This is a genomic window from Vibrio sp. 10N.261.54.E10 (assembly GCF_002877735.2).
In the GTDB taxonomy this organism is placed as follows: domain Bacteria; phylum Pseudomonadota; class Gammaproteobacteria; order Enterobacterales; family Vibrionaceae; genus Vibrio; species Vibrio crassostreae_C.
In genome coordinates, this window is sequence record NZ_MCXE02000002.1 from 773,659 (window position 1) to 797,369 (window position 23,711).

A 23,711-nucleotide genomic window follows, 5' to 3' on the forward strand; every position below is an offset into this window, starting at 1 on the left:
CCGCTTAGTGCGACCATTTGACAATTATTTAAGTTGTTGTTCTAAATAAACAATTTATAAATAAGGTTAGCTCTTGGCTACGTTTGCAATGCCTTCAAGTTGAAGTACTGGAGCGGCGTCGATGTCTTCTGCGTTCATCATTGCTGATACACGCTGCATCGAAGAAAGCAGTAAGCTTTGCTCCCACGTCTCTAGGTTTTGGAATTTTTTAACGAAGTTATCTTGCAGCGGCGGTGGCGCATTGTTTAGCAACTCTTGACCTTTTTCAGTCAGGTTCGCGTGTACTTTACGGCGGTCCGATGAACTGCGTACTCGTTGTACATAGCCATTTAACTCAAGACGGTCGATGATCGTCGTCGTCGTTGCTTGGCTTACATTGGTCTGATTAGACAATTCTTTGATCGTCACATTACCCATTTCTTGGATTGCTCTCATTAAGATTAATTGAGGGCCAGTCAAACCATACTCTTTACTCAGCTTCTTCGAGTGTAAATCGATAGCGCGAATAATTTGGCGAATAGCGACCAGGATTTCGTCATGTTTGTCCAAGATGCAGACCTTTGTACTAATATACTGTGAATGGTTTTACAGCGTCGAAGCGATGAAATGTCTCGAGTGATTACGTCACGCGCGCTCGAATTACACTGTAAATTGATAAATTACTTCATTGATTTTTCCGCATTGTACTGATGTTCATACTATTCTCAATCTTTTCTATACCACTAAACTTGCGTGGTACGGCACTTTTGCTTAATGAAGGGGAAATGAAAGCTTCAATGAAGACAAAAATAATGAACCAGAGAATACAAACTCAAAGAATAATATATTTTAATAATCATAGAGGTAAAGAGACTTAACCCTCTCCACCTAATAAAAAACCAGCCCTAATCGCCAAGCTGGAAAACGAAATTTTACGCGGCTGTATTCATCTGAAAATTACCCGTTAGTGCGTTGTAAAACTCGCTGTTATCCAGAATACCGACCAGTTGATTGTCTTCCACCAGCAAAATCGGGTGGTTACTGATCTGCTTGAGCTTAATCGCATCACGCATGCCAATTTCCGGGCTTGCCACAACTACACTCGACTCGCTGATTGCAGTTAAGTCGTCAGATTCACTCCACTCGACAAGCGCCAAAGCAGATTCACCTTTCACCGATAAAGCACCTTCACTCTGTTCAATCCAGAGATCTTTAGAATCGCAGATCTTCCAGCTTTCATTCTCTTGCGTTAGTGAATCAAGAGGCTGCATCAAAGAGCGACCTTTAAGCACATTCAATGGATTGGTATGAGCAACGAAGTCTTTTACGTATTCTGTTTTTGGCGTCAATACGATCTCTTCAGGCTTACCGTGTTGAATCAGCTTTCCTGACTCCATGATCGCGATGTTGTTACCAATCTTCAGTGCTTCATCTAGGTCGTGACTCACGAACAAAATCGTTTTGTTGAGTTTGCTTTGCAGTGTGATCAGTTCATCTTGCAACTGAGCACGAATCAGTGGATCAAGCGCCGAAAACGGTTCATCCATCAACAGAATGTCGGTGTCCATTGCAAACGCGCGCGCCAAACCAACACGTTGCTGCATGCCGCCAGAAAGCTCATGTGGAAATTTGGTTTCCCATTCCGCCAGGCCGACCATTTCTAATTGCTCACGCGCTTTTGCACGACGAACATCTTTCGCTACACCCTGCATTTCAAGACCAAACGCTACGTTGTCTAATACATTAAGCCATGGCATCAAAGCAAACTTTTGGAAAACCATGGATACACGGTGAGTACGAAGATGACGCAGAGTCGCTTCATCACACTGTGCTAAATCGACTTGTTGGTCACCGTCTTTGATTGTCAGTGAACCACGGCTGATCTCGTTCAAGCCGTTAACTGCGCGAAGCAAAGATGATTTACCAGAACCAGACAAACCCATCAATACACAGATCTCGCCTTCTTCAACGGTCAGCGACACATTATCTACGCCAACCACTTGGCCAGTCTCATCAATGATCTCTTGGCGAGTTTTACCTTGGTCGAGTAGCTCAAGCGCTTGTTTCGATTTATTACCAAACACAACATCGAGATTCTTAATGGTAATCGCGTCCATTGTCTTTTTTCCCTGAGAGTTAGACATGATTAAGCTTCCTTCTGGTTTGGTGTTTTGCACAAGCGATCAAGAATGATAGCGACTAATACAATCGCCAACCCGGCTTCAAAACCTTGTGAGATGTTCACTGTGTTCAATGCACGAACAACAGGTTTACCAAGTCCGTCAGCTCCGACAAGGGCGGCGATAACCACCATCGAAAGCGACAACATAATACATTGAGTTACACCCGCCATAATGCTTGGTAAGGCAGCCGGTAATTCCACTTTCATCAGCAATTTCATGCGGCTTGCACCAAACGCTTTACCCGCTTCAATCAACTCTTCAGGCACTTTGGTTACACCTAAGTAGGTCAAACGAATTGGCGCGGCAATGGCAAATATGATGGTCGAGATTAAGCCAGGAACGATGCCCAAGCCGAATAAAACCAAAGTCGGAATCAGATACACAAACGTTGGAACCGTCTGCATTAAATCAAGAATGGGTCTAAGCACCGTATACAACCAAGGGCGATGCGCGGCCATAATGCCAACTGGTACGCCAATTAATACGGAAATCGTTGTCGCTGCAAACACGAGGACAAAGGTTTCCAGCATTTCTTGCCAGTAGCCAAGGTTTAAAATAGTCAGCAAAGCTGCAACCACGAAAATCACAAGCGAGGGTTTACGGTGTAAATACCATGCAATCGCCGCGGTCATCACGATTGGTAAAGCCGGTGGCATCCACTTAAATACATCGACTAAAAACATAATGACGGTTTCTAGAAAAATCGAAATAGCGTCAAAGAGTCCTGCTGCATTGATTGTTAGCCAATCAACACCCGCTTCCATCCATTGACCAACAGGGATTTTGTTTTCCGTAATAAAATTCACAATATTGCCTTTTATTATGGGTGGGCTACTTCAAACCAATAGACAATTGGCAAGCCCACCTTTTTTATTTATAGAGCTTTGATAAATAGAACGATAGGTAGGTAAAACTAAGCTTTAACTTGTTTTAGGTATTCAGTAACCGCTTGAGTCGCTGATTCACCTTTATGCGTTTTTACGTTGTCTAACCAAGCTTCAACTTGTTGAGGGTTATTGTTCAACCATTGTTGAGCCGCTTTTTCTGGCTTCACTTTTTGGTTAAGAATCTCTTCCATCAACTGGTTTTCCATCTCTAGTGTGAACTCTAGGTTTTGCAGAAGTTGACCGACGTTTGCACATTCAGACAGGTAGTTTGAACGAACATTGGTGTAAACATTCGCGCCGCCGTAGTTAGGGCCGAAGAAGTCGTCACCACCTGATAGGTATTCCATCTCAACATTGCTGTTCATTGGGTGCGGCGCCCAACCTAGATAAACGATCCACTGGCTACGACGAGCAGCGCGAGATACTTGCGACACCATGCCCGCTTCGCTTGATTCCACTAGGCTGAAATCTTTCAAGCCAAACGCGTCTGAATCAATCATTGATTGTATTAGGCGGTTACCGTCGTTACCCGGCTCGATGCCATAGATGCGGTCTTTAAATTTGTCGGCATGTTTTGCTAGGTCGGCGAAGCTTTTTACACCTGAGTCGTACACGTATTTTGGTACGGCTAGCGTGTATTTTGCGCCTTCAAGGTTGGCACGAACGGTTTCAACCGTGCCCTCTTCACGGTACTTAGCAATATCGCCTTCCATGGTTGGCATCCAGTTGCCTAGGAATACGTCAATATCGCCGTTCGCCATTGAAGAGTATGTCACCGGTACTGAAAGTAGGTCGGTTTTGGTTTTGTAACCAAGGCCTTTTAATAGTTCAGAAGTAACGGCGGTTGTTGCGGTAATGTCAGTCCAGCCTACATCAGCGAAGCGGACGTTTTCACATTGCTGTGGTTCAATAGAAGCGTTAGCACCAAATGCAAATGAACTGATGGCTAATGTTGCTAATACCTTTTTTGTAGCGGTTTGTTTATGTTGAGTCGTCATAATGATTCCTTTTTATCTTTCCTTTTTCTGCCCTAACTCATACTAATCAGGGCAGTTTTGCTGACTTTTGACTAATTTTGGTTGTTACTTTTTATTATTTTTATCTCAATAACAGAGGCTTACGCTTCTCTTACTGGTTTATTGATTCTTTGCTTCTCTTGCCATTCAGGTGCAATCCACACTGGAACGTCCTGCTCTTTGAGCATTGGCTTACCCAAAATCAAATCGGAAGCACGCTCAGCCACCATAATGGTCGGGGCGTTCAAGTTTCCGTTCGGAATAACAGGGAAAACAGATGAGTCAACAACGCGCAGATTATCAATGCCGCGAACGCGACACTCTTCATCAAGCACTGCCATTGGATCATCATCAGCGCCCATTTTGCAGCCACATGAAGGGTGGTACGCACTTTCCACGTTCTGTTTAACCCATTCGTCGATTGCTTCATCGGAAGTCACACTTAGACCCGGCTGAATCTCTTCACCTCGGTAAGCATCCATTGCTGGTTGAGACAAAATCTCACGCGTTAGACGAATACAATCGCGCCAATCTTGGCGATCTTGTTCAGTCGAGATGTAGTTGAAAATGATCTCTGGCTTGGCATGCGGATCAGCAGAAGTGATCGCAACCGTACCGCGACTCTCTGGCTTGTTAGGCCCAACGTGTACTTGGAAACCGTGACCATCAAAGGCCGCTTGTCCGTCGTAACGCATCGCTGCTGGTAGGAAGTGATATTGAATGTTTGGCCACTTCAATCCTTTGCGAGAACGAATAAACGCGCACGATTCAAAGTGGTTAGTGGCACCAAGGCCTTTACGAGTCAAAATCCATTCTGCACCAATCATGCCTTTGCTGACTAAACCAAGCTTGCTGTTGAGCGTGATGGGTTCGTTGCAGTGATATTGGAAGTACACTTCTAGGTGATCTTGAAGGTTTTCACCGACACCGCTTAGTTCGTGTTTAACTTCAACGCCGGCCTTTTCAAGCACGGCTTTCGGGCCGATACCAGAAAGCTGCAGCAGTTGAACCGAGCCAATAGAACCCGCAGAAGAGATCACTTCTTTGTTCGCCACAGCCACCTGGGTATTGCCTGACTTTTCAAACTCGACACCAACCGCTTTCAAGCCTGATTGACCTTCTAAGTCTTGTGCTTCAAGTAAGAAACGACGCGCCACGATACCTTTCTTCAAGGTCAGGTTTGAACGCTTCAATGCTCGACGTAAATAAGCGTTAGAGGTTGAGGCTCTAACACCCTTGTCTACCGTCATATGCATAGTGCCGAAGCCTTCTTGCTGGTAGCCGTTGTAATCGTTGGTTTCTGGGTAACCAGCGTCTTTACCTGCATCGATGAACGCTTGGTAAAGCGGGTTGAGCTCCATATCGTTACCATTACAAGTGCCGACAGGGCCATTGTCTCCACGGTATTCATCACCACCTTTGTTCCATGATTCAGCACGGCGGAAATAAGGCAGACATGCTTGGTAGTTCCAACCCGCAGCGCCCTCTTCTTCCCATTGGTCAAAATCACACGCGTGGCCACGAACATAAACCATGCCGTTAATTGATGAGCTGCCGCCTAACACTTTGCCACGTGGGCAGTGCAGTTCGCGTCCATCAAGGCCCGGTTCTTGCTCTGTTTCAAATTGCCAAGCGTACTTTTCAGTATTCATTGGGTAAGAAAGCGCGGTTGGCATCTGGATAAAAATACTCTTATCCGTGCCACCAGCTTCCAGTAATAAAACGCTATGTTCACCGCTTTCCGTTAGCCTATCCGCTAACACACAGCCGGCCGAACCCGCGCCGACGATAATATAATCGTAGCGTTGTTCCATGTTTTGATTTCCCTGAGATGAGTCAGTAGGGCTAGCTCTGTTAAGCTAACCCATAAAATTGAGTGTTACGCGTTAGGCATAAGGACAGGCGTAGTCGCCAAGTTCAATAAGAATGCTCTTAGTCTGCGTATAGTGAAGTAGGGTTTCGGGTCCATTTTCACGGCCAACACCCGAAAGCTTGTAACCCCCAACTGGCATTTCTGCTGGTGAGTCGCCCCACGTATTAACCCAACAAATACCTGCCTGCATTTGATGAATAACACGGTGCGCACGAGAAAGGTTTTGCGTGAACACACCAGCCGCAAGGCCATATTTGGTGTCGTTAGCGCGGCGAATCACATCGTCTTCGTCCGTAAACTTCAACACTGACATCACAGGGCCGAAAATTTCTTGCTGAACGTGAGGCATGTTGTCTTCGCAATCCACAAACACGGTTGGGATAACAAAGTTACCGTTCGCTAAGCCGTTGTCTGTCACTTGATAGCCGCCCGTCAGCAGGGTTGCACCCGACTGCTTAGCTAGCTCAATTGCTTCAAGGACTTTTGAAAGGTGGTCTTTAGAAATCAACGCGCCGATCTGAGTCTCCATATCCATTGGGTTACCAATGATCAGCTTCTCAGTGCGTGTTTTAAGTTGGTCGATGAATGCGTTGTAGATGTTTTCGTGTACATAAACACGGGTACCGTTAGTACACACTTCGCCTTGGGTGTAGAAGTTAGCCACCATCGAAGCTGAAACTGCATCATCCAATTTCGCATCATCAAACACGATCATTGGTGACTTGCCGCCAAGTTCCATGGTGACTGATTTCAGCGTCTTAGCGCTGTCTGCCATTACCGCTTTACCGGTACCGGTTTCGCCCGTGAACGACACTTTCGCGATGTCTGGGTGCGCCGTTAGCATCTGACCAACACGGTAATCGCCCTGAACCACGTTGAACACGCCATCAGGAAGACCAGCTTCGGTAAAGATCTCAGCAAGCTTGAGCGCTGTGAGCGGCGTTTCTTCTGAAGGCTTGAAAATCATCGCATTACCCGCAGCGAGTGCTGGAGCCGATTTCCACATCGCGATTTGAATGGGGTAGTTCCACGCACCAATGCCCGCACAGATGCCTAGCGGTTCGCGGCGAGTGTAGAAAAATTGAGATTCGCTCAGCGGTTGTTGGTCGCCCTGTAGCGTTGGAGCCAAGCCAGCAAAGTATTCAATAACATCAGCGCCAGACGCCACATCCACTTCAATTGCTTCTTGCAGCGGCTTGCCCGTATCAACAACCTCAAGGTTTGCAAGGTCATCATTTCGAGCTCTAAGTATTTCCACTGCCTTCAACAGAATGCGGCTGCGTTCCACAGCGGTCATTGCAGACCATACCGCAAACCCGCGTTTCGCAGATTCAATAGCACTGTCGACATCTGCTGAAGATGCTTGGCCTAAGGTCGCGATAGGTTCACCGTTGGCAGGGTTAATGCTATCAAAGGTTTCACCAGAGGTTGCTTTAACCGCTGCGCCATCGATGTATAACGAGTTCATTTCCATTTGAGATTCTGACTTAATTATTGTTATTAGACTCTACTGGTCTAGTTTGAATTTTGGGTGTAAGTATTGGTCGTTCTAGTGCTGTTCTAGTTCTAACACTGCGTTCTATTTGGTACTGCACGAGTAGAACGTCAGTTGTTTATCTAGATAATCATTGATGATGGCACGCGCCTTTTGAGCATCGATACCATCTGGGTTTAGTGTGCCTCTCAGCCACAAACCATCAATCAGAGACGCAATCCCGTGAGCAACGAGATCCGCTTGTTCATGATTCAAAATACCTTTCAACTCAAGACGTAAGTGTGAAATCAAACGTTTTTCATTCACACGTTGCAGTCTTTTCAGCTGCTCGTCATGCATTGAATATGACCAAAATGCCAACCACGCCTTCGCGACCTTATTTTCTGCTTGGTAACCTTCGAAGTTACCATCGATGATCGCGTTGATTCTCTGTTGGTGAGCATCAACAGGAAGCGCTTTTAGTGAAGTCGTGATGGTATTAGAAAGTTGGCGAAGGATTTCACGCATGGTCTCTTCGAGCAGCCCATGCTTCCCGCCAAAATAGTGATTAATAATGCCAGTGGAGACTCCCGCTTCTTTGCTGATCAACGCAATACTCGCGGCATGCAAACCCACTCGATCAATCACCGTCATGGTGGCTTGAACAAGCTGTGGTTTACGTATATCAGGCATCCCAACCTTCGGCATTTCTCAGTCCTTTTATTTTATATTGAACGTTCAGTTAAATATAAAATGACAGAAATTTAGTTAGGGTTCAAATGATTATTTAAAGCAAACTCGTAACAATACAGCATTCAAAACAACAAAAATCATTATAAAACAATAAATTAAATATCATTTAGAGCACTAATGAAAACAATTAAAGATTTGAGGTATGATAGTTATTGGTCAAATGTTTTTGCTTAGAAAGTTCAAGAATCAATCAGTGAGAGTCCTTGTAGAAACTTTTTGGGGAGGGAGTGGAAAGGAAGTATCAAGGAATTTTCATACTGAAATTTAAGACAAGGAAATCCACAATCAACACAGGTAACGAATCAAAAAATAAACAAAAAGGTTGGCGACAACAGCGTCATCACCAACCTTCTCAGTCGTTTCTAATGTTATTGCAAGCCTAAGCTACTCAATGCGTGTGATGAAACCGTATTTATCTGACTCAGCCTTAGTCACCCAGTGTTCGCCAGAAGCCGGAGCAGAATCCAACGTGAAGATATAGAAGTCGATTCCTTTGTCTCCCATTACCTTTTTAAAGTAGGTCGCTTGCTTGCGATGGCTTTCGTTCGTGTATGGGAAGTCTTTGGCTGTTTTATCATCCTCAGCCCAACTGTGGACACCAACCTGCTTATTAAGCTCAATGGCTTTAGTGGTATCTGCTCGTTGCAAAACTCGTGGGTTACCCGCAGCGAAAAGATCCGTGCCGCCAGAGAACACCGACCCCGTAGGCGTTACGATCGTCGTCATGTTGTTACTGTGGATCATGCGACCGGTGTACATATTGATATCATCGTCGGCACTTCCACCAATATGGTTGGTAAACTTCAACGTCATCTCACTGCCTTGATACAATTTCACGATATCAAAAAGCTGAGAATAGGTTGATGCGCCTAGAGTGGAAGTAATGCGATCAACAGCGCCAGTCTCGTTGAGCACATCACGGTAAAAAGCGTTGAAAGCAAACGAGGTGGTTATCGTTACCTTGTTCCCACTTTTAGTGGTACTCAGAATGGTAGACCCAAGGCTAGTCACGTATTGAACCAGTTCATTGTGATACTCAAGCTCGACGGGTTTATGAGTATTCGTCGTCGTGTTAATTAACGTGGTGTCATTGCCGATTGAACGTTGAGCAACACCACAATCAAATGAATCAAAAAACTTACCCTCACTGTAAATCGCACAATCGTCAGTCCCTGCATCAGGGAGGTACAGATCCACACTCTGACCTAAACTATCCGCAAGCCTAACCACTTTTTGCTTATCACTAATATCTTCCGCAAACAGAACGATTTCATACTGCACACCGTTGTAATCAAGTTTTATGGATTCTTGGACCTCTTGTCGCTCTTTATACAACTCACCCAGTTTCGCTGATGAAAATACGTAATCTGCTTGAGGTTTTGCTTGCACTTTGGTGGCAGCTTTACCTGAGTTAGAGCTTGAATTACAGCCCGCTAACAGAATCAAAGGTAACGCCAGTAATGCATTTCTATAGTCGTTCATACCGTTATTCCCAAAATATTTGATGAGAAAATTCTATTGTTTAGCGCTGAATTTATCTGTCGTGGAAATGTATGAGAATGTCGAGCCTATTTGAACGATGTTTTTTATTTTCCTATAAATGCCAATTCATCATTGAACTAACTTATAAAGTGTTTAATCATTCGCTTTAGGTATTTGGCGAAGCATCTGAACTTATATGCAATAGCGTATAATCGTAATGGTTCATCACGACGAAGACTCGCTCACCTAATCTCAATAAGTGAAACGCACGACAAGGCTGATAATGGAATGACAAAACCTAAAATGATCATCGTGGAAGACGATTTGAAACTTCAGAAAATGTTGCAGGACTACTTCGTCGCGCAAGATTTTGATGTCACGGTGTTGGACGATGGCAGTGATGCCGCACACACCATCCTCACGGAGCAACCTGACATCGTACTGCTGGATTTGATGCTTCCTGTAACTGATGGACTTACAATCTGCCGACAGACGCGTACGCACTATAAAGGTAAAATCTTGATGCTCACTGCTAGCGATGACGACTTTGACCACGTCGCTGGTTTAGAGACAGGGGCTGATGACTATGTCACCAAGCCAATCAAACCAAGAGTTCTGCTGGCCAGAGTTCGTTCGCTATTACGCCGCCAAGACACCAATACCGCTTCAGTCGATGACTCAGACACCCTTCAGTTCGATCAACTCGTTCTGAAAAACACTTATAAGAAGTGTGAACTTTCAGGTGCGGTTTTATCACTCACTGACAGCGAGTTTGACCTACTTTGGTTATTGGCAAGCAACCCAGACACGCCGTTATCTCGTGACTACTTGACGCAAACATTGCGCGGGATTGAGTACGACGGAATAGACCGGACGATTGACAACAAGGTTGTACGTCTAAGAAAGATTTTGGGCGACGACCACACACCAGCAGAGAAAATTCAGACCATTCGCGGGAAGGGTTACTTATTTGTTTCGACCGCCTGGCGTTAACCTCGCTCAATACGAGCGTAATAAAAGAGAGCGATTATGCGACGTATCTTTTTGGAGTCCTTAATAGGGCTGTTAGTTTGCTTTATGGCCGGCCTTGTCGCCTACGAGATTAGCGTCTATCAGCTCAATACCGACTACGAATACGTACTGGAAGATTACGAAGCGGCTGCCCACCAGCAATTGATCGAGAACATCGCTAAAAATCAAGGCCTTGAAGCGGCTCATCAAGCGATAAACCAGTTTGTAGAAACCACACGAAATAAATTGGTTACATTCAGCCCAGACGATGAAATACCCAGCCCCGTTTCAGAGTTCTTCAGCACGAATCCGAATACCTTTGTTTTTCACGATGATGAACGGGACCTATGGTTTCGCTTAGCAAGCAGTGACAATACCTATCACTACCTCCCCAACAGTGAAGCGTTCGTTAGGCAAAAAATAGAGTTGGAGGATGACCTCATTTGGTTGTTCTTTTTAGCGAGCTTTATCTTATATGGGTTATGTCATCTATTTATTATCTTCCGCCGAGTTAAAAAGCTTGAGGCTGCCACTCTGCGTTTTGCGGAGGGCGATCTCTCGACACGAGCCGAGACTTCAAGTGGTATTGCGATTGGTTCATTGAACAAATCCTTCAACCTAATGGCCGACAGAATTCATCGCTTGGTAGAAAGTAATCGCTCACTCACTAATGCTGTCGCTCATGAACTGCGCACGCCAATATTCCGTATTCAGTGGCAAGCTGAAATGTTGAAAGACACCCAGCTAAACGCAGAGCAAGAAAGCACGATTGAGAGTATTGTCGAAGACACGGAAGAGATGGAAAAGATGGTCGATGAACTATTGTATTACGCCAAACTCGATAGCACTGACCTAGAAAACTTAAAAAAGCCATTAGAGATTCGAGACTTTCTCGACCACGCAATGGCGCGTTGGAACAAAGACACTCAGCTCAACATCGACCTATCGCTACCAGAGCAACCTAGCTCAATAATGGCGGATGAAACGCTATTTAACCGAGCACTAGATAACCTAGTGCGTAACGCAATGAAATTCGCACGCTCGCAAGTGTCGATAGAAGCAAGCGTGCACCAAGAACAACTGAAAATTGCGGTACATGACGATGGTGATGGCGTTGCAGAGGAGCACCGAGCACATCTGTTCGATCCCTTTTATGTTGGCGACAAAGCACGTAATAAAGCTAAGAGCGGCCATGGGTTAGGGTTATCTATCGTCGAGAAGATCTGTGCTCAACATAACGCAACTGTGGAAGTGGGTCAGAGCCAAGCCTTAAAAGGTGCAGTATTCACCATAACCATTCAGCTATGTAATGATTCAGCTGACAAACCCATACAGTAACGACAAAACACCTCTGGAATAATGTTCAACATCGGTCGGGAGATGCTGTCTCCCATGAACTTATTAAATCTAGATAATCATGCCACTGCCTTTGTGCCTTGCCATCTAGGTTCCAATCATTCTTAAGGTATTTTTATGAAAAAGTTATTAGTTGTTTTAGGCATTGTTTCTCTAGCAGGTTGTTCTGGTATCAGCCACAACGAAGAAGTGTACACAGCGCACGCAGAGAGCTTCAACATTGTCGGTTTCCAAGTGCCAGGTAACACTCAAGACCGCGCAATGGAATTAGTACCTGAAGGTGCAACGGTTGATACGATTCGCTCAACAAACTCTGATACGAGCTCTGTTCTGGGTATCATCAACCGTATTATCGGTATCGACTACGTACAAGTTGGCGGTAAAAAGCAGTAATTCGCTATAGTGACGTTAGCCACGTACCATAATTAAGTGTCGCAGTTGCCTACCTATATTCAGTAGCCTGCACAAACTAAGTTAATCTAAGCCAGTGACCCGTCGCTGGCTTTTTTCATCCAGCAGATTTTGTGCTCTGTGCCAAACAAGTGCCCGATTCCCCTTCCCTCTTTTAACTAACAATTCGAAAAATAAGCCGAAAAGTCTTCGATTTCTTATCAAAATTGCCCCTAAATTCGCTAAATGGCCTTCTGTTTAAAGTGACACTTTCAAATCGTTGATCCTTCTATCAACCCAGAATCCGTTAATTGAGGCACAGATCAATTTACTCGAAAATCTTAATTTCCAAGAGAAATAAACACTTAATAAAAGTGTCACGATTTTATAAATAAACATATAGGTGCGTTCAAAAATAAACAGAAATGATAACTATCTGTAAATACGAGAAATATAAGTTTCATGAATAAAAGAGATCATTGCCATGCTACTAATTAATCAGATCGAATGATGTAAATTCGCTGTGATTAATTTGTTACGTTTTCTTGAATTTTACATGGAAAGAGAAAACAACAATGAAAATAAGAAAACGTTTAGTTGCCGTTGCTATAGCCAGTGCTATGTCTTTGTCAGTGCATGCAAGTGAATCCGTTCAAATCGATCAACCGATCAACTTTACTAGCTTCTCTGGGTTAAACGCTCAGTTAGGAGTCAGTAACGCCTCTAGCTTCAAGATGGTGAAAGAAGTAAACCTGAAAAAGCGTGGTATCTATAAAGTTAAGATCCAGCAGAACATCTGGGGAACACCGGTATGGGGACATTACCTAAATGCCACCCAAAGTGTCCAAGGTGGCGCACTTAAGTCCGTTCAAGGTCGCTACCTTAAAACAACGACCTTAGAGCGATCTTTTGTTAAGCCATCAATCAACAGCGCTCAAGCGGTTGAACTCGCAAGTAAAGATCTAAAGACTCAAGGCTTAACCAGCAAATCTCTAGACAACGTTCAACATCAGCTATTTATCTATCAAGGCTCTGTGAAGCAAGGCATCGGACAGCAAAGCGTAGATAAAACACGACTAGTGTACGTTGTCTCTTACCTAGTAGAAGGCAGTGAACAGCCGACTCGACCGTTCACCATGCTAGACGCGCACACAGGCGAAGTCATCGACCGCTGGGAAGGTATTGCCCATGCTCAGATCGGTACTGGCCCTGGCGGCAACGAAAAAACCGGCATGTACGAATACGGCACCGACTACCACTACCTTGATGTTCAAGAAGTGGGCACAGAGTGTGTAATGGAGTCTGAAAATGTCGTTACCGTTGACCTTAATGGCGCGACCGACGGCGACACCACTTACAGCTATGAATGTCCTCGTAACGAATATAAAGCCGTGAACGGCGCATTCTCACCACTCAACGATGCCCATTACTTTGGCAACATCGTGTTCGATATGTATAAAAACTGGTTCGACACAGCGCCACTCTCCTTCAAGCTCATGATGCGTGTTCACTACGGTGAAAACTACGAGAATGCATTTTGGGACGGCAGAGCCATGACCTTTGGTGATGGGGAGAGCTTCTTTTACCCGCTTGTTAGCCTAGATGTATCAGCCCATGAAGTGAGCCACGGTTTCACTGAGCAAAACTCAGGTTTGATCTACGCAAACCAATCGGGCGGTATGAACGAAGCCTTCTCTGACATGGCCGGTGAAGCCGCAGAATACTATATGAAAGGCACCAACGACTGGATGGTCGGACGCAATATCTTTAAAGGCGAAGGTGCGCTGCGTTACATGGACGATCCATCACGCGATGGCTCTTCAATCAACAACGCATCCGAGTACTACGATGGCTTAAACGTGCACTACAGCTCTGGCGTGTTCAACAAGGCGTTCTACCATCTTGCAACCACACAAGGTTGGGACACCAAAAAAGCGTTCGAACTGTTCGTGCTAGCCAACCAGATCTATTGGTCTGAAAACAGTGACTTTTGGCAGGGCGCCTGTGGCGTGAAAAACTCAGCAACCGACCTTGGCTACAGTGCCGATGATGTTGTTTCTGCGTTTAACTTAGTGGGTGTATCACCGTGTGGCGAACCACCACTTCCACCAGAACCGGAATATCAACGCCTTGAAAACGGTGTTGAAGCCGCAGTTGCTGGTGAAACAGGCTCAAAAACTTACTTCGATATCGAAGTACCAGAAGGCCAAGACAAGCTAACGATTGATCTTGCTGTGTCTACTGGTGATCCGGATATGTATGTCGGTCTAGATTATGCGCCAAGCTCTCAAGAGAATATCTGTAAGAGTGAAAGCGTAACCGATGAAGTATGTGTAATTGAAAACCCAACAGCTGGTCGCTACACGGTGAACATTCTGGGTTACTCAGATTACGCAGGTGCAAATCTGAAAGCATCGTACGGATCAGGCAATGCTAACGTACCGCCAGTTTCTTCTTTCGAACACACGGTCGTAGGCAAAGAAGTAGAGCTGCGCAGCACAAGTTCGGACAGCGATGGTCAGATCGTTTCTTACCAATGGAACCTAGGCGATGGCAACACACAAACAGGTGAAGTGACTCGCTATACCTACGCTGAAGCTGGCGACTACGTGGTTACTCTAACCGTGACAGACGATGCAGGCGTTGCAACATCAACAAGCAAGTCGATTACGATTGAAGGGGACTCAGCGGAAGGCTTCCCATTAAAACTGAAGTTTGGTAACAAAAAGCCGAATGGCAAAGCTCGCGTTAAGCTGGCATGGGATTACGACACCAATGACTACTTCGTGATTAAGCGTAATGGCAAGAATGTTGGTGCTACAGACTTTAACTCATACGTCGACAAGTTCCGTCACAACGGCACAGTAGATGTTGAGTACCAAGTGTGTACCTCAAGCGATATCTGTTCAGAAACCAAGCACTACCGTTTCATTAAAACACAGTAATCAATAGCAAATTCAGGGCTCCGAAAGGGGCCCTTTTCGCGGTTAACTGTTCAGCAAATGAAACATCTACACAAATACATCCACGTATTACACAAAAATCACCCCCATCAACATAACAATACTCACCATAAAAAGGACGACAAATGGCTATTCAAAAAAGCATGCTAGCTTTGGCTGTACTCGGAGGTTCTTTAGCCTTAATCAACAGTACTTCGGCTTACGCATCACTAGGCATCACACCACCAGCGAACGAAGAAGTTTGGATCACCACCGATGCTGACGCACAGCATATAATGACTCAGCATGGCGCAACGGTTTATCCAAGCGTGACTGGAAACAAGCATTCCATCGTCGCGAAAATCAACCAGAAAGAGCTGGCGAAACTATCCAGCCACATGCACGAAGAAACTCACCGTTGTGGTGGCTACATGGTGCACGAAGACAAAGCAAGTGCTCTCAAAGCGGCGGCTATGCCATTGACAATGAGCAGCTTCGAAAAGCCAGTTATCAGCCATCAAGATACGGTGAACGACCTACTCGCTCAGGTCGAGCCGAACAACATGGTCACGACCATCGAAAATCTAACCAACTTCACCAACCGTTTTTATACTACTTCTACTGGTGTCGCGGCTTCAGATTGGCTTTTAGAACGTTGGGAGACGGAAATTAAAGATGTGCCTTATGCGTCTGCACGCCAGATCACGCATGCCGAATATCCGCAAAAATCCGTTGAAGTGACACTGCTTGGCGCTAAATATCCTGAAGAGATCGTCGTTGTTGGTGGGCACCTTGATTCAACGGTTGGTTCTTGGACAAGCGAAGGCACCATCTCACCAGGAGCCGATGATGATGCGTCTGGCATTGCAACGGTAACAGAGTCGCTTCGCCTGATGATCGCCAGTGGTATTCAGCCAGACAAGACCATTAAATTTTATGGTTATGCAGCCGAAGAAGTGGGATTGAGAGGCTCACAAGATGTCGCCAACGCTTTAAGAGATGAGCAAGCCAACGTTGTATCGGTATTGCAATTAGACATGACCAACTACAACGGTTCAGCGCACGATATCACCTTCATCACAGACTACACCGACAACAACCTTACCGCCTACTTAAGCGAGCTGATCGACACTTACGCGAGCGACATCAGTTACGGTTTCGATGATTGTGGCTATGCCTGTTCTGACCACGCCTCTTGGCACAATGTTGGCTACCCAGCTGCCATGCCATTCGAAAGCATGTTCAATGATTACAACCCAAGTATTCATACCCAACACGACACGCTTGAGAACTCCGATCCTACGGCGACACACGCGACCAAGTTCGCCAAACTAGCCATTGCTTACCTTGTCGAAACCAGCCTTGATTCACCCGTTGCAGGCCCTAAAGAGCTGCAAAATGGCGTGCCTGTTAAAGGACTTACTGCAGGATATGGTGAAGAGCAGTTCTTCACATTTACGACTCAAAGTGCAGGTCAGTTAACGGTAACATTAACCGGCCCTCGAAGTGGCGATGCCGACTTATATGTGAAACACAACGGCACCGTATCGAAAGCGAACTACGACTGCCGCCCATACCAGAACAGCAGCAACGAACAGTGTGTATTGAACAAGCCAGCGGGTGAATTCAGCATCATGGTGCGCGGTTACCGTAACTTTAGTGATGTCACCATCGTCGCTAACTTCGTTCCTGATTGGCTTTAAGGTTGGTTAATTGACTAACAATTAAACCTAGCAAACACGGCTAAAACTAAAAATCCGCAAGCCCACGATCATAAATAGATTGGAGCTTGCGGATTTTTTATTGTCTTCGGAGAGCATCTCAACTTAATAACCTTTAGTTATCATCAAGCCGTCTTTTTCATTACCTTGCCACAGATGTACTCGCCAATCGGCATTGCAGAGGTCGCAGCCGGTGATGGCGCGTTACATACATGTAAGCTTCTTGGGCTTTCGGCAAACAGGAAATCATGGACCAAGGTGCCATCCTTCAGTACCGCTTGAGCACGAATCCCAGCAGGATAAGGCTTAAAATCATCAACCGTAATACTCGGGCAGTATTTGTTCACTAGCTTTAGATATCCCGGTTTCCACCACGAGTTCTTAAACTCGACCAAACCCGTTTTCAAGTGATTCGCAGTCACTTTCCAAAAACCCACAAAGCTCAGCATCTGCCAAGTGTCCTTGAAGCTAAAGTTAAGCTTGCCATAACCTTCTCGCTTCCAGCCTTGAACTGCATTTGGCCCTACTGTTACGGAGCCATCAATCATGCGTGTTAAATGCACGCCCAAGAAAGGCAGTTCTGGGTCAGGGATCGGATAGATAAGATGATTCACCACTTGGTTGTGCTTAGCGTCTAACTGATAATACTCACCGCGATAAGGCACGATTTGGAAGTCGGTTTCGATGTCTAACATCTTGGTCATTCTATCGGCCATCAAGCCAGAACACGTGATCAAGAATCGACTGTTCAGTTGAAGAGTCTGACCATCTACTTTGCACGTTAACTGCACTTCATCTTCTTGCTCATCGGCCATGATCACTTCCGTACCAAGGCTAAGCTTACCACCCGCCTCAACAAACTCTTGAGCCATCACTTCGGTGACTTTTTTGTAGTCGACGATACTGGTGGTTTTGACATAAATCGCACCCAAACCCGTGATATTTGGCTCGGCTAGTTTGAGCTGCGCTTGGTCCAACAAATCGACATCAATGTCATTATCATGACAACGTTGATAGAGCGCGTTCATGCGCTCCACTTCCTGCTCATTGGTAGCGACCAACAACTTACCGCAGTTTTCGACGGGGATATCGTGTTGGCTACAAAAGGCGATGGTGCGCTCTACGCCGCGTTTACAAAAATCCGCCTTTAAACTGCCCGGAGCGTAGTAAACACCAGCATGAATCACCCCGCTATTATGGCCAGTTTGGTGCTGCGCGAAACCACGTTCCTTCTCGACTAAAAGGATACTTTTATCAGGGTGAGCTTGCTGTAATTGCCAAGCCGTAGACACGCCAACAATGCCGCCACCAACGATAATATAGTCGTATATTGAGTTCATAATATTCCTACATTCAATCCTTTTAATTATAGGGAAGACGCGACAGTGTTAGACCCGGTTTGAGGTAACTTTTTTTCCTCACTTTCTGATTCCATTTTCACTTGATTAGCATCGTATTTACGACCGCTGTAGATAAAGATGCCAACAAAAATGGCAACACATACCAAACGGATCACGACTGAAACATCAGGCCATACTAGAGCTATACCTACCGCAACCAACACTACTCTAGTAATAATATTAACTTCGCTCTCTAGATAACCTTCAATCGCCGCGATAAACGCGTAAGTACCAATAACAGCAAAGCCACCCGTGACTAACACGGAGATCACATCCCAACTTACCAAGTTAGTGTAGGCAATCAACAATGGTACTAAATACAAGCCTTTGGCTATCTTCCATGCCATTAATCCCGTTCTCATCGGGGGTGTTTTAGCAATGGTTGCAGCCGCAAATGCAGTTAAACAAACAGGCGGAGTCACGTTGCTGTCTTGCGATAGCCAGAAAATGATCAAGTGGGCAGAAAGCAGTGCAAGGCTGATCGCTTCTAAGCCAAGGCTCTGTTCAAGCAGAGTTTCCACAAAATCAGCAGGGACTAACGCAATCATCTCTTTGGCTGTTTCAAGTGCCATTGGCGCGTTCAGCAAATCAAGCTTATCTGGCGCAGCCAACATGAAGATAGCTTTCGCCTGTTCCGGTAACTGTCCCGAAACCAACAGGTCGAGCAACTGACTTTCAGCAATCAGTTTATACAAAGCTGGTGCAGACAGAGTACCCAACACGATATAAGCCGCGGTTACTGGTAAGCCCATGCCCAGAATCAAAGACGCCAGTGCAATTAAGGCGATCATCACCAGTAACTCGCCATTCGCCCAGCTGTTGATCATCAAAGAGAAGGTGTTACCAATTCCCGTAGTGCTAATGACATTAACAACTAGACCAATACCCACTAGCAACACAGCCGTGGTCGCCATGTTTTTTGCGCCTTGAGAAAGCGCTTCGATGATCGCCTTTGGACCCATTTTGTGATTTTTAGAGAACCATGAAGCCACCACGACAGACAGAATCGAGATGCCCGCAGCGTAAGTCGGCGTAAAGCCCTTCACCAACAGAGTCACTAACACCGCTAATGGGATCAGGTTGTGCCAACCCGACAGCAATACTTTCAATAGAGGCTCACAGCCAGAAGTCACCTTTTGCACACCACTGCGTTTTGCTTCGATGCGCACGAAGAATGCCACAGACAAAAAGTAGATAAGCGCAGGAACGAAGGAAACCGCAATAATATCGACATAAGGAATTTGCGTGTAAGAGGCCATGATGAACGCGCCCGCACCCATCACAGGTGGCATCAGCTGCCCGCCAGTAGATGCAGCCGCTTCAACACCTGCCGCGAAGCGCGAAGGGAAACCTGCCTTTTGCATCAAGGGAATACTGATCACGCCCGTCGATACTGTGTTTGCTACGCTCGACCCGGAGACTGAGCCCATCAAGCCGGAGCCAATAACGGCAATGAAACCAGGGCCACCAATCACTTTGCCCGCCGCGGCACGAGATACATCAATAATGTAGTCGCCGACACCAGATCGAACTAAAAATGCGCCAAATAAGATGAACATGAACACGAAGGTCCAACTGATTCTTGAGATCGAACCAAACATCCCTTCTGATGAATAAAAGCTTCGATAAAGTAACGTCTCAAGGCTTAAACCCGGAAAATGAAAAATACCGCTGGTCCATTGTCCCCAAAGCACTACATAGCTTAAACACACTAAGATAAGCACTGGAATGAACCAGCCCATAGTGCGTCTAATCAGCTCGATGACGATGGCAATCGCCAAGATAGAGAAAAACCAATCACTGGCGATAAATTTTACGCCTCGGTCATAAAGGGCGTCTTCTGCGAAGGGGATATAGATAAGACAAGCCAGAGCCGCCAAGGCAATTCCGATGTCGACAGCCAGCGCTATCTTGCTATTTTTCAGCGAGATATGAGCGGGATACCAGAGTGCACAAATGATCGCAAAGCCAGCGAAGTGGGTCGCCGAGATCCAAAGTTCAGGCAAGGTAGATAAGGTGTTAAACCAAATGTGTAACAACGAGAGGAGCACTCCCATTGTCGTTATTGCTTTGCCCACCCACGGAAAATCCGTTCGGGTCGGCAGTTCAAATTTTTTCAGTTCCTGCTGCAGCGAATCGCTCATAGAAAACTCCTGCTCTCCGCAGCAAACACGAAGAGAAAATCCATAAAGTAGGGTGGTGCGTTTTCACTTCAAATAATCGAACGAATCGGAGACGGTCAAATCAAACAAAGCAACCGAAACATATGAAAACGCACCAAGCAATTAATTAACGCGAATATTCAGTTCACGCCAAATAGCGAGTTAAAGATAAATGGCTAATCGAAGACAAAGGGTTAGTCGACGATCAACTCAGAAGGGATTTCTATACCCACTTCTTTATAGTAACGAGCAGCACCTGGGTGAAGCGGAACAGGAAGGCCTGCGATCCCTTTCTCAAGTGCCATTGCTTTGGTTGCTTTGTGGATACCTTGTAGGAAAGGTAGGTTTTCATAGATAGCTTTGGTCAGTTGATACACATCTTCTTCAGAAATGTCTTCACGAACCGCTAGGAAGTTAGGTTGGGCAATCGTAGTAATTGGTTTATCGACACCTGGATAAGTGTTTGCTGGGATCTCATACTTGGTCCAAATATTGTAATCACCATTCGCTTGTTTGATTTGTGCATCGGTAAACGACAAGATTTGAATATCTTCACCCAGTGCTGCAAAGGCTTGCGTCACCGCACCAACAGGAACACCAGCAGGCGTGTTCATACCATCAATTGTGCCATTTTGTAATGCGCTCGCACTGCCACCATAACCCATAAAGGCGAGTTTAAATTGTTCTGGGTCCACGGATAAGCCTTGCATGATTTGACGACCTGAGTTTTCAGTCCCAGAGTTCTTCTTACCGATAGAGAATTTCTTACCGTTTAGGTTCTCTAGATCGCTTACCGTACCTGTTTTTGCTAGATCTGAACGCACAATAAAGTGTTCTACGTTTTGCCATAACATGGAAACTGAACGCAGTTGAGTTTGTCTGCCAGATTTCTCATATGGCCCTAAACCCTGCCAAGCCCAAGCACCATACAAACCTTGTAGAATAGCGAACTGAGCTTCGTTCTCGTTCAACAACTTTACGTTCTCACCCGAGCCCGCAGAGCTGATAGCCGCTAAAGAAAAGTGCTGCTTAGGCGCAAGCTTAACTTTACTCAATGTCGCTAAGGCCACACCTACCGGATAGTAAGTACCACCCGTTGAGGCCGTCGCTAAAATATAGCTGCGATCTTCTTCAGCTGACGCATGACTGATAAGGCCAAGAGAAGCCATTGCTATCGCTAAAGTTTTAACTAGCTTGTTGTATTTCATTGTTACTCTCCATGTAGGGTTATTCACGTTATATTTTTGTTAACAACAATCACTAGATAGCAAGCACAATGCCAGTTTTTAACCATTTGTTTTAATTTACTTTTATTTTAAAACCTATTTAAAATAAGCCGTTTTTTGCTTATTTCACTACTAATGAGTAAGCTATTTTTTGCTTATACAAAGCCGCAGTTAACATCCCCTTAAAGGTGGTCAGGTCACATCATGTTATATTTATGTGATCAATATTTATCACTTTATAAATATATGATGAGCCATTTATTGCTCATCAATATCCAATAAACACGACTTTCAAACCGATCATTGAGAATCGACGTAGTCACTTCGATTTAACCCATAACGCACCATCTTTTGGTTCAATGTTCGACGAGGTAAATCCAAGTCTTGCATAACATCATTGATGCGTCCCTGATAACGAACTAGCGCATCATGAATCACTTTCCGTTCAAAGCTCTGCACTTGAACCGCCAACGGGATGCCTGCCGTTGTGGACTCTGTGACAGAATTGGGACGACACGCCAAAATATCACCAACGGTCAGGCTTTCATCCAGCGCAAAACGAATCGCAACATTACGCAGTTCACGCACATTGCCCGGCCACCCATACGAGAGCAGTGCATAGCGATCAGCCTCACTGGCTATACGTGTTTCGGAATTGGCTTCTTGGGTGAAGTGTTCAAACAAAAGTAAGGCATCTTCTTCACGCTCACTGAGTGGAGGCAAATGCAGCTGGGCAACATTCAAACGATAGAATAGATCTTGGCGAAAGTCGGGGTGATTCAGTAGATCGCTTTTCGAGGCAGAGACCACTCGTAGATCAACATGTTGTTGCTGATTCCCCCCCACGCGTTCGACGACATTATCTTGCAAGGTGCGCAGCACTTTTACCTGCATCGACAGCGGCATACTCTCTATTTCATCAAGGAACACTGTGCCTTTGTCGGCAAATTCCAGCTTACCAATGCGTCGTTTGGCCGCACCAGTAAACGCTCCGGCTTCGTGTCCAAACAGCTCGCTTTCAAAGAGATTTTCTGGGATTGCGCCACAGTTGAGCGGAACAAACGGATGGGTTTTACGTTGGCTGAATTCATGTAAGCAAGAGGCGACCAGCTCTTTACCACAACCCGTTTCACCATAGATGATCACGTTGGTGTCTATGGAAGCGACTTTCTGGATTTGCTCGCGCAGTTCACACATCACTTTACTGCGACCGATCAGCACCTGTTCAATGCCCTTAAGGTTATCCAGATAGTTCTGACGACTGTTTCTGTCTTGGCCACTTTGATGTTTATCTACCGCTTCCGATACCGTTTGAGACAGACGCTCTGGGTCGAATGGCTTCTCAATGAAGTCATAGGCACCTTGCTGTAAGGCTTTCACCGCCATATCGACATCACCATGCCCAGTAATCAAAATAACAGGCACATCTGGCACAAGACCTTTGAAACGCCCTAGCAGATCAACACCATCAATATCAGGTAAACGAACATCGGTGATAATGGTTTGAAAATCACCCTGCTCTACGGCGTTTAACGCATCTTGTCCTACTTCAAATGCGGTGACATCGAAGCCCGCCAGCTGCAACCATTGGCTGGTTGCTTGACGCACAATCGCGTCATCTTCAATTAAAGCAATACGCTGCATAGTTTGGTTCCGCCACTCTACATCTGATTAATATCGTCCACGGTATGTAAAAAAACCTCAGACGAAAAGGAGCTAGCTCCCACTTTGAATAACACTCCTTTAACAGTTTAATAATGTTTGTTAGCTTCGATTTGTCTCACTCTCCATTCGCTTAAAAAGCAAACATAAAACCTTGTCAAACCACTAGCTCAAAGAGGCAAGCCACTAATTTT

The 23,711-nt window shown here is 45.5% G+C and carries 17 protein-coding genes; 5 read left to right on the plus strand and 12 right to left on the minus strand.

The annotated features are described in order from the left end of the window. Positions 1-66: 66 nt before the first annotated feature. From BCU07_RS14640 to BCU07_RS14675, 8 genes are all read right to left on the minus strand, one after another. The gene (locus BCU07_RS14640; protein WP_004732429.1) at positions 67-549 is read right to left on the minus strand and encodes a MarR family winged helix-turn-helix transcriptional regulator; all 483 of its coding nucleotides are present in this window, start codon (positions 547-549) and stop codon (positions 67-69) included. 362 nt (positions 550-911) lie between these two features. Further along, positions 912-2,123: a choline ABC transporter ATP-binding protein gene (choV, locus tag BCU07_RS14645; RefSeq protein WP_102428886.1), complete on the minus strand. Its 1,212-nt coding sequence runs from the start codon at positions 2,121-2,123 to the stop codon at positions 912-914. A 2-nt stretch (positions 2,124-2,125) separates the two neighbouring features. Continuing rightward, positions 2,126-2,968, minus strand: coding sequence for a choline ABC transporter permease subunit (choW, locus tag BCU07_RS14650; RefSeq protein ID WP_102333552.1), 843 nt, complete (start codon positions 2,966-2,968; stop codon positions 2,126-2,128). Positions 2,969-3,075: 107 nt separating this feature from the next. Then, positions 3,076-4,047 (minus strand): choline ABC transporter substrate-binding protein, encoded by a 972-nt coding sequence (locus tag BCU07_RS14655; protein WP_017070132.1) that lies wholly within the window; start codon positions 4,045-4,047, stop codon positions 3,076-3,078. 119 nt (positions 4,048-4,166) lie between these two features. Further along, on the minus strand, positions 4,167-5,879 hold the full coding sequence (betA, locus tag BCU07_RS14660) for a choline dehydrogenase (protein ID WP_102428885.1): 1,713 nt from the start codon (positions 5,877-5,879) through the stop codon (positions 4,167-4,169). Positions 5,880-5,951: 72 nt separating this feature from the next. Continuing rightward, positions 5,952-7,412 (minus strand): betaine-aldehyde dehydrogenase, encoded by a 1,461-nt coding sequence (gene betB / locus BCU07_RS14665; RefSeq protein ID WP_102428884.1) that lies wholly within the window; start codon positions 7,410-7,412, stop codon positions 5,952-5,954. A gap of 105 nt (positions 7,413-7,517) precedes the next feature. Beyond that, positions 7,518-8,120: a transcriptional regulator BetI gene (gene betI, locus BCU07_RS14670; RefSeq protein WP_048610022.1), complete on the minus strand. Its 603-nt coding sequence runs from the start codon at positions 8,118-8,120 to the stop codon at positions 7,518-7,520. Between the two features lie 429 nt (positions 8,121-8,549). Then, on the minus strand, positions 8,550-9,647 hold the full coding sequence (locus BCU07_RS14675) for an alpha/beta hydrolase (protein WP_102428883.1): 1,098 nt from the start codon (positions 9,645-9,647) through the stop codon (positions 8,550-8,552). Positions 9,648-9,935: 288 nt separating this feature from the next. On the opposite strand from BCU07_RS14675, the gene BCU07_RS14680 reads away from it, so the two are divergent. From BCU07_RS14680 to BCU07_RS14700, 5 genes are all read left to right on the plus strand, one after another. Further along, on the plus strand, positions 9,936-10,640 hold the full coding sequence (locus BCU07_RS14680) for a response regulator (protein ID WP_029235682.1): 705 nt from the start codon (positions 9,936-9,938) through the stop codon (positions 10,638-10,640). 36 nt (positions 10,641-10,676) lie between these two features. Further along, the gene (locus BCU07_RS14685) at positions 10,677-11,996 is read left to right on the plus strand and encodes a sensor histidine kinase (RefSeq protein ID WP_102428882.1); all 1,320 of its coding nucleotides are present in this window, start codon (positions 10,677-10,679) and stop codon (positions 11,994-11,996) included. A gap of 135 nt (positions 11,997-12,131) precedes the next feature. Then, positions 12,132-12,407, plus strand: coding sequence for a hypothetical protein (locus BCU07_RS14690; RefSeq protein WP_017065177.1), 276 nt, complete (start codon positions 12,132-12,134; stop codon positions 12,405-12,407). Between the two features lie 572 nt (positions 12,408-12,979). Next, positions 12,980-15,349: a M4 family metallopeptidase gene (locus tag BCU07_RS14695; protein ID WP_102428881.1), complete on the plus strand. Its 2,370-nt coding sequence runs from the start codon at positions 12,980-12,982 to the stop codon at positions 15,347-15,349. Positions 15,350-15,492: 143 nt separating this feature from the next. After that, positions 15,493-17,049 carry a M28 family metallopeptidase gene (locus tag BCU07_RS14700; RefSeq protein ID WP_102428880.1) on the plus strand — a complete coding sequence of 519 codons (1,557 nt, stop codon included), beginning with the start codon at positions 15,493-15,495 and terminating at the stop codon, positions 17,047-17,049. 143 nt (positions 17,050-17,192) lie between these two features. On the opposite strand, the gene lhgO is transcribed toward BCU07_RS14700, so the two are convergent. From lhgO to BCU07_RS14720, 4 genes are all read right to left on the minus strand, one after another. Beyond that, the gene (gene lhgO, locus BCU07_RS14705; protein ID WP_065584461.1) at positions 17,193-18,407 is read right to left on the minus strand and encodes an L-2-hydroxyglutarate oxidase; all 1,215 of its coding nucleotides are present in this window, start codon (positions 18,405-18,407) and stop codon (positions 17,193-17,195) included. Positions 18,408-18,433: 26 nt separating this feature from the next. Beyond that, a complete protein-coding gene (locus BCU07_RS14710) occupies positions 18,434-20,611 on the minus strand; it encodes a TRAP transporter permease (protein ID WP_017065173.1) in 2,178 nt (725 codons plus the stop codon). Between the two features lie 212 nt (positions 20,612-20,823). Next, the gene (locus BCU07_RS14715) at positions 20,824-21,837 is read right to left on the minus strand and encodes a TAXI family TRAP transporter solute-binding subunit (RefSeq protein ID WP_016789976.1); all 1,014 of its coding nucleotides are present in this window, start codon (positions 21,835-21,837) and stop codon (positions 20,824-20,826) included. A gap of 318 nt (positions 21,838-22,155) precedes the next feature. Next, on the minus strand, positions 22,156-23,499 hold the full coding sequence (locus tag BCU07_RS14720; RefSeq protein WP_102428879.1) for a sigma-54-dependent transcriptional regulator: 1,344 nt from the start codon (positions 23,497-23,499) through the stop codon (positions 22,156-22,158). Positions 23,500-23,711: the final 212 nt, after the last annotated feature.